The following is a 6985-nucleotide window of genomic DNA, read 5'->3' as shown; positions in this document are numbered from 1 at the left end:
CTTCAGGCTTCAGGCTTCAGGCTTCAGGCTTCAGGCTTCAGGCTTCAGGCTTCAGGCTTCAGGCTTCAGGCTTCAGGCTTCAGGCTTCAGGCTTCCAGTGTGTCGGGCCTCACCAAAACGCTGTCAAGCGCTCTTGCGCGCTTTTCGCCTGCAGCCTGTAGCCTGCCGCCTGTAGCCGCTTTTGGCCTGCCGCCACTCTGGCCTACGCCGCCTCAATGCACCTTGTCGTGCTTGCTCCCACCCCGGCAGGTCGGCGAATCGGGGGCGGCGCCCTGTACCGCCCATTCGGCCGGCGTGTAGGTGTGCAGCGCCAGCGCGTGGATCAGCCCCATCTGCTCGCCCATGGCCGCGTAGACCTTCTGGTGCCGCCTGACCGCCGTCAGGCCCTCGAACACGGGGCTGACGATGATCGCCTTGTAGTGGGTCTCCTGACCGCGGCTGTGCATGTGGCTTTCGTCGAGCACCTGCAGGTACTCGGGCTGCAGGCCCTGCAGGGCCTGTTCGATGGATTGCTGGCGACTCATTGCAAAGGCTTCCTCAGGGTTGCTTCGGGGCGAGCTCGGCGCTCATCTCGCCGAGCAGGCGGTTGACTTCCGGCGCGGCGGCCTCCAGCCGTGCCTGGGCCAGCTGGGCCGAGCGGGCGTTGAGCTCGGGCAGCCGCTCGAGCATCTTCTTGCCCAGCGACGATTCATAGAACTCGATCAGCCCCTCGAGCTCCTTCTCGCTGAACTGGCTGGTGTAGAGCACGACCAGCTCCGGCCGCAGCTTGTCCCAGCCCACCGCCTTGTCCAGCGCCGCATTGGCCTGGGCCTGGTAGCGCTCGAGCGTGGCCTGCTTGCTCTCCGGCGCCTTGGCCTCGGCGAAGCGTTGGGCGAACAGCTGCTGCACCTGGGCGTACACCGGGACGGCCAGGCGGTCGGCGTTGGTCAGCTTGAGGAAGCGTTCGGCGTCGGCGGTGTGGCTGTCGCTGGCGGCCAGCACGGGGGAGCCCAGGACGGCCAGCAGCACGGCGCCGGCGCAGAGGGAAATGAAACGGGGCATGGGGAGTATCCTGTTCAGCATGGGTTCGCAAACTCGGACCCATTCTGCGCGCGGAGTTCAACCGCCTCAAGGCGAGACCGGCCGGCCGGACGGCGGAACCGCCCCGGCAGGGGCGGGCCTAATCAGAGTTATCAACCATGGGAGCAAGGGGCATGACGCGTACCGAAACCGACAGCCTGGGGCCCGTCGAGGTCCCGGAACAGGCCTACTGGGGCGCCCAGACGCAGCGCTCGCTGACCAACTTCGAGATCGGCGACCAGCGCATGCCGCTGGCCGTGCTGCACGCCCTGGCACTGATCAAGAAAGCCGCCGCGCGGGTCAACGACCGCATCGGCGACCTGCCGCCCGACGTCGCCCGGCTGATCGAGCAGGCCGCCGACGAAATCCTCGACGGCAAGCACGACGACCAGTTCCCGCTGGTGGTCTGGCAGACCGGCAGCGGCACCCAGAGCAACATGAACGTCAACGAGGTGATCGCCGGCCGCGCCAACGAACTGGCCGGCGGCGTACGCGGCGGCAAGAGCCCGGTGCACCCGAACGACCACGTCAACCGCGCGCAGAGTTCCAACGACTGCTTCCCCACCGCCATGCACATCGCCGCCGCCAAGGCCGTCCACGAGCAGTTGCTGCCGGCCATCGCCGAGCTGTCCGGCGGGCTGGCCGAGCAGGCCGCGCGCTACGGCGACCTGGTCAAAACCGGCCGCACCCACATGATGGACGCCACCCCGGTGACCTTCGGCCAGGAGCTGTCGGCCTTCGTCGCCCAGCTCGACATTGCCGAACAGGCCATCCGCCACACCCTGCCGGCGATCTACGAACTGGCCCAGGGTGGCACCGCGGTGGGCACCGGGCTGAATGCCCCGCACGGTTTCGCCGAAGCCATCGCCGCGGAACTGGCGGCGCTGTCCGGGCTGCCCTTTGCCTCGGCACCGAACAAGTTCGCCGCCCTCGCCGGCCACGAGCCGCTGGTGGCGCTCTCCGGCGGCCTGAAGACATTGGCCGTGACGCTGATGAAGATCGCCAACGATTTGCGCCTGCTCGGCTCCGGCCCCCGCGCCGGGTTCGCCGAGGTGAGGCTGCCGGCCAACGAGCCGGGCAGCTCGATCATGCCCGGCAAGGTCAACCCGACCCAGTCCGAGGCGTTGTCGATGCTCGCCTGCCAGGTGATGGGCAACGACGCCGCCATCACCTTCGCCGCCAGCCAGGGCCACCTGCAGTTGAATGTGTTCAAGCCGGTGATCGTCCACAACGTGCTGCAGTCGATCCGCCTCCTCGCCGACGGCTGCCGCAACTTCAACAAGCACTGCGTGATGGGCCTGGAGCCGGACGCCGCGCGCATGGCCGAGCACCTCGAGCGCGGCCTGATGCTGGTGACCGCGCTCAACCCGCATATCGGCTACGACAAGGCCGCGGAGATCGCCAAGAAGGCCTACGCGGAGAACAAGACGCTGCGCAAGGCGGCGCTCGAGCTGGGCTACCTGAGCGACGAGGAGTTCGACGAGTGGGTGCGCCCGGAAAACATGATCGAGGCGGGCAAGCGTGGCTGAAACGCCCCGTAGCGGGGCGACGCCGCTGGAGGGCGGCAGCGGCCGGCGGGTGCTGGTGATCCTCGGCACGCCGAAGCAGGACAGCCTCTGCCACGCGCTGGCGGAGGCCTACGTCCAGGGCGCCCGGGCACGCGGCCATGCGGTGCGCCTGCTGCGCCTGGCCGAGCTGGCGTTCGACCCCGTCCTGCACGACGGCTACGAGCGCAGCCAGGCGCTGGAGCCGGACCTGCTCGACGCCCAGCGGCAGATCCACTGGGCCGAGCACCTGGCGCTGGTCTATCCGGTCTGGTGGGGCGGCCCGCCGGCGCTGCTCAAGGGCTTTCTCGACCGGGTGCTGCTGCCCGGTTTCGCCTTCCGCTACCGCGATTCGCTGCGCTGGGACAAGCTGCTCGGCGGCCGCAGCGCCGACCTGCTGGTGACCATGGACACCCCGCCCTGGTATTTCCACCTCGTCTACGGCGCGCCGGCGCACCGGCAGATGGTACGCACCGTGCTCGGCTTCTGCGGCATCCGCACCCGTCGGCTGGCCACCTTCGGCTCGGTGCGCACGGCGTCGGAGGCTGACCGGCAGGGTTGGTTGAAGAAGGCCCAGCGGCTCGGCGAGCGCGTCTAGCGCTTCGGGCGGGCATCGCCGGGCAGGCTAGCGCCCATTCGCGGTCAAGACCGCTCTCACCGGAATATCGCCCCGAGGTCGGGCCTCCCACAAAAAACAAGCGGTGCTCACCGGACCCTGTGGGAGGCCGCGCCCTCGCGGCGACTGCGGGTCAAGGGGTGGGCCGCGCGGCGTTCCGCTTCAGTCCACCAATCCCTGGTCGCCGCTAACGCGCCAGTCCTCGGCGCGTCCCTACTGACGGACGGCACCGCGCCCGAGGCGCCTCCGCCAGCTGGCCAGCAGCGACGGCCCGAGCGCGGTCAGCACCGAGCCACCGACCACCAGGCAGGCGCCCAGGTAGCCGACCCAGCCGAGCTCCTCGCCCTGCACGTAGTCCGGCCAGCACCAGGCCGCCACGGCCACCGCGACGAAGGTGAACAGCGGCGTCACCGCGACCGTGGCGCTGACCTTCGACGCCTCCCAGTGCGCCAGCGCCTCGGCGAAGGCGCCGTAGCCGACCAGCGTGTTCAGGCAGCAGGCCAGCAGCAGCCAGCCCTGCACCGGGCTGAGCGCCAGCACCTGCAACGGCTCGGCCCAGGGCGTGAGCAGGGCTGCGCAGGCGAGGTAGATCACCATCATCACCTGCAGCGAATTCCAGCGGCTGAGCAACTGCTTCTGCGCCAGGCCGTAGAACACCCAGCAGGTCGCCGCGGCGAGCACGGTCAGCACACCGGTGGTGTAGCGCGTCAGCGAAGAGAACAGCTCGGCCAGCCGTTCGTTGAAGAACAGTGCGAAGCCGACCAGCAGCACCAGCAACCCGAGTCCCTGCGCCGGCGAAAAGGACTCGCGAAACACCAGCAGGCTGCCGAGCAGCAGCAGCACCGGCGCCACCTGCAGCACCAGCTGGGTGGTGCCGGGAGTAAGCAGGTTCAGCCCCATCAGGTAGAGCACGTAGTTGCTGACCAGTCCGGCCACCGCCAGTACCAGCAGCCAGCGGCCATTGCGGCCGAGGCTGGCGAAGCTCGGCAGCCGGCGGCTCGCCGCGAGGTACGCCAGCAGCAGGCTGCCGGCCACCGTCAGCCGGCACCAGGTGACCGTGACAGGGTCCATCGCCTGCAATACCTGCTTGATCTTGACCGGCAGGATGCCCCAGAGAAAGGCGGTCAGCAGCGCCAGGGCAAAGCCCTGCAGCCAGCGACCGGAAGAAACGTGCATGAAAGCCTCGGACGACGGGCGCCCGACCGTCGGCCGGGCGAAAGGGAGGCGAGCATTCTAGGAGCGGCCCCGGTGCGGGCACAGGAACAGTTGCGCGCGGAACGGATGCTCAACTGTACCGCTGGTCACCAGGACGAGGTGATCTCACAGCCAGCGCTGGTAGAACCGCCACTCCCGCTCCAGCACATCGGCGAGGTTCGCCGCCAGGCCGAAGCCGTGCCGTTCCTCCGGATAGAGCCGGTACTCCACCGGCACGCCGCGGGCCGTCAGCGCCTCGACCATCGCCTCGGTCTGCGCCGGCACCACCACCGCGTCGAGCCCGCCCTGGAAGAAGATCACCGGCACCCGGATGCGCGCCGCCTGATGCAGCGGCGCACGTTCCCGGTAGCGCTGCGGATGCCGCTGCGGATCGCCGATCAGCCAGGCCAGGTAGTCGCCCTCGAAGGCATGGGTCACCTGCGCCAGCGCCAGCGGATCGCTCACCCCGTACAGGCTCGCCCCGGCGCGGAACGGCCCGCCCGCCACCAGCGCGCCGAGCGCGCTGAAGCCGCCGGCGCTGCCGCCACGGACGAAGGCGCGCCCCGCATCGATGCGCCCGGCCAGGAAGGCGACCACCGCGCAGGCATCCTCGACGTCCACCACGCCCCAGCACTCGTGCAGGTGCTGCCGGTAGGCGCGACCGAAGCCGCTGCTGCCGCGGTAGTTGAGGTCGACGACGGCGAAGCCGCGCTGCGTCCAGAACTGGATGCCGGCGTCGAACACCGGATGGCAGGCCGAGGTCGGCCCGCCGTGCAGACGCACCAGCAGCGGCGGCCGCTCGCCCGGCAGCGGGCTGCAGGCGCGGTTGGCCGACGGATAGAAGAACCCGTAGGCCCGCTCGCCGCCGGCGCTCGGGTAGGCGATCGGCTCGGGGAACGAACACTCGTCGGCCGCCAGCGGCTGCTCGCCCCCGGCCAGCAGCGTGACCTCGCCGCTCGCACGGTCGAGCGCGATCACCGCGGGCGATCGATCCGGCGCCGAGGCGACCGCATAGAAATGCTCGGTATCGGCGCACAGGTGGCGGAACCGGGTGAAACTTTCGGCGAGACGCCGCTCGCCGCCTTCCTCGACCCGCAGCAGCCGGCCGAACCCCTGCTCCAGCCGGCACAGCAGCAGCCCATCGTCCAGCGGCAGGTAGCTGCTGGCACCGAACTGCCAGGGCGCGTCGGCGTGGTCGGCCTCGGCCGCCGCCCAGGGCAGCGGCGACCAGGCGCCGTCCTGCTCGGCCCAGGGTTGCCACCAGCCGTGGCGATCGCTCAGGGCATGCAGGCGCCCGTCCGGGGCGAAGCGCGGCTGCTGCAGCGATTCCCCGCCGGCGCCGCCGGCCAGACAGTGCATGCCGCTCCAGCCGAAGCAATTGCCGCCACGGCGCGCCAGGCACAGCCGCGTGGCCGTCCAGGGCTGCTCCGGGCGATCCCACTCGATCCAGGCCAGACGCCGGCCGTCCGGACTGACGGTGGGCGAGGCGTAGAAGTCGGCGCCCTCGGCGACCACCCGGCGCAGCCCGTCCGACAGGGCCACGCTGACCAGCCGGTAGCGTGCACCGTCCGGGCCGTGCCGCTCCTCGATGGCCAGCACCGAGTCGGTCAGCAGGTCGTAGTACGGATCGCCATAGCGGCAATCGGCCTCGGCGGTGAGCCGGCGCGGCGCGGGCAGCGGGTCCAGGCCGTCGAGGCACCAGATCTGCTGGTCGGATTCATCGACGAAGGCCACCCCGCCGAGCGTGACGCAGAAGGCGCTGCCGCCGTACTCGTAGACCCGGCTGGACACCGAATGGCCCGCCGGCGTCAGGCTCTGCGCCCGGCCCGCGCGCCAGCGCCAGAGCTGGCTGCGCCCGTCTTCGGGATCGGAGCGCACCCAGAACAGCCCGGCCGGGCTGGCCTTCAGGTCGGCGAAATCGGCGCTGGCCATGGCCGCCCGCGCGGCAGTCCAGTCGCTTGGCCAGAAGCCGCAAGGCGTTGGCGTTCTTTCCATAGGTGTACCCGAGGCGACAGGCGCCTGCGTGAGTGACCGGGAATCGAGTACCGCGACGACGGCCCTTGCGCTCGGAGGCTGCGCAGAGCACGCGCAAGACGCATAGCCTACGCCGGTGGGCGCCGCTTGCAAGGGGCCGGGTGGCCTACTGCCAGTGCATGGCGATATACGCGCCGGCATTCGCGAGCCGGCTCGCGCCTACGGCCTTGCCCGTGGAAGCTGCGCCTGGGCCGGCTTGGTACCAGCGCCCTAGGCGGGCCGGGCGCGTTCCGCTTTGGCCCATCGTTTGTGCCCGATGGTGGGCTGAAGCCCACCCTTGTATCTCGACTACCACGCCATCCGGGGTGATAGTTCCCGACTGATCATCGGGGGAAGGTCAGGAAGCCGTGCCCACCCTGAGGCCCTGAGCCTGTGAAGTAGATACTGCTCCGGCCTTCCACACTCACTCTTGAAGCTCGAACGGTATCCAGAGCCCGCCGCTGGCGAGAGCTCGCATCCACAAGGTTGAGCCGAGTGCAGTGATGATCGTTGGATCAATAGAAGGAGTTTCCATGCCCCGCGTCATCGGCATCGATAT

At 69.9% G+C, this 6985-nt stretch carries 6 protein-coding genes; 2 read left to right on the top strand and 4 right to left on the bottom strand.

The features are described 5' to 3' along the window. Positions 1-212: 212 nt before the first annotated feature. Positions 213-524, bottom strand: coding sequence for a BolA family protein (locus H610_RS0107305; protein WP_028239064.1), 312 nt, complete (start codon positions 522-524; stop codon positions 213-215). Between the two features lie 13 nt (positions 525-537). After that, a complete protein-coding gene (locus tag H610_RS0107300; protein ID WP_028239063.1) occupies positions 538-1041 on the bottom strand; it encodes a DUF2059 domain-containing protein in 504 nt (167 codons plus the stop codon). Between the two features lie 152 nt (positions 1042-1193). Here H610_RS0107300 and H610_RS0107295 point away from each other — a divergent pair, with 152 nt between their 5' ends. Both H610_RS0107295 and H610_RS0107290 read left to right on the top strand, forming a co-directional pair. Continuing rightward, entirely contained in the window at positions 1194-2588 is a 1395-nt protein-coding gene (locus H610_RS0107295) for a class II fumarate hydratase (protein ID WP_028239062.1), read from the top strand. After that, positions 2581-3201, top strand: a complete 621-nt coding sequence (locus H610_RS0107290) for an NAD(P)H-dependent oxidoreductase (protein ID WP_028239061.1) — start codon at positions 2581-2583, stop codon at positions 3199-3201. The genes H610_RS0107295 and H610_RS0107290 overlap by 8 nt, the downstream gene beginning before the upstream one ends. A 231-nt stretch (positions 3202-3432) precedes the next feature. Here the strand turns inward: H610_RS0107290 and H610_RS0107285 are convergent, their stop codons facing one another. Both H610_RS0107285 and H610_RS0107280 read right to left on the bottom strand, forming a co-directional pair. After that, entirely contained in the window at positions 3433-4395 is a 963-nt protein-coding gene (locus tag H610_RS0107285; RefSeq protein WP_028239060.1) for a DMT family transporter, read from the bottom strand. Positions 4396-4539: 144 nt separating this feature from the next. Then, complete coding sequence (locus H610_RS0107280) at positions 4540-6408, bottom strand: S9 family peptidase (protein ID WP_028239059.1); 1869 nt, start codon at positions 6406-6408, stop codon at positions 4540-4542. Between the last annotated feature and the right edge of the window lie 577 nt (positions 6409-6985).

This window comes from Stutzerimonas azotifigens DSM 17556 (assembly GCF_000425625.1).
Lineage (GTDB): Bacteria > Pseudomonadota > Gammaproteobacteria > Pseudomonadales > Pseudomonadaceae > Stutzerimonas > Stutzerimonas azotifigens.
This window is presented reverse-complemented; position numbering and strand designations above follow the sequence as displayed.

Excerpts from the sequence above, each read along its gene's own strand:
- H610_RS0107305 (WP_028239064.1), bottom strand. The coding sequence starts at position 524 with ATGAGTCGCCAGCAATCCATCGAACAGGCCCTGCAGGGCCTGCAGCCC.
- H610_RS0107300 (WP_028239063.1), bottom strand. The coding sequence starts at position 1,041 with ATGCCCCGTTTCATTTCCCTCTGCGCCGGCGCCGTGCTGCTGGCCGTC.
- H610_RS0107295 (WP_028239062.1), top strand. The coding sequence starts at position 1,194 with ATGACGCGTACCGAAACCGACAGCCTGGGGCCCGTCGAGGTCCCGGAA.
- H610_RS0107285 (WP_028239060.1), bottom strand. The coding sequence starts at position 4,395 with ATGCACGTTTCTTCCGGTCGCTGGCTGCAGGGCTTTGCCCTGGCGCTG.
- H610_RS0107280 (WP_028239059.1), bottom strand. The coding sequence starts at position 6,408 with ATGGAAAGAACGCCAACGCCTTGCGGCTTCTGGCCAAGCGACTGGACT.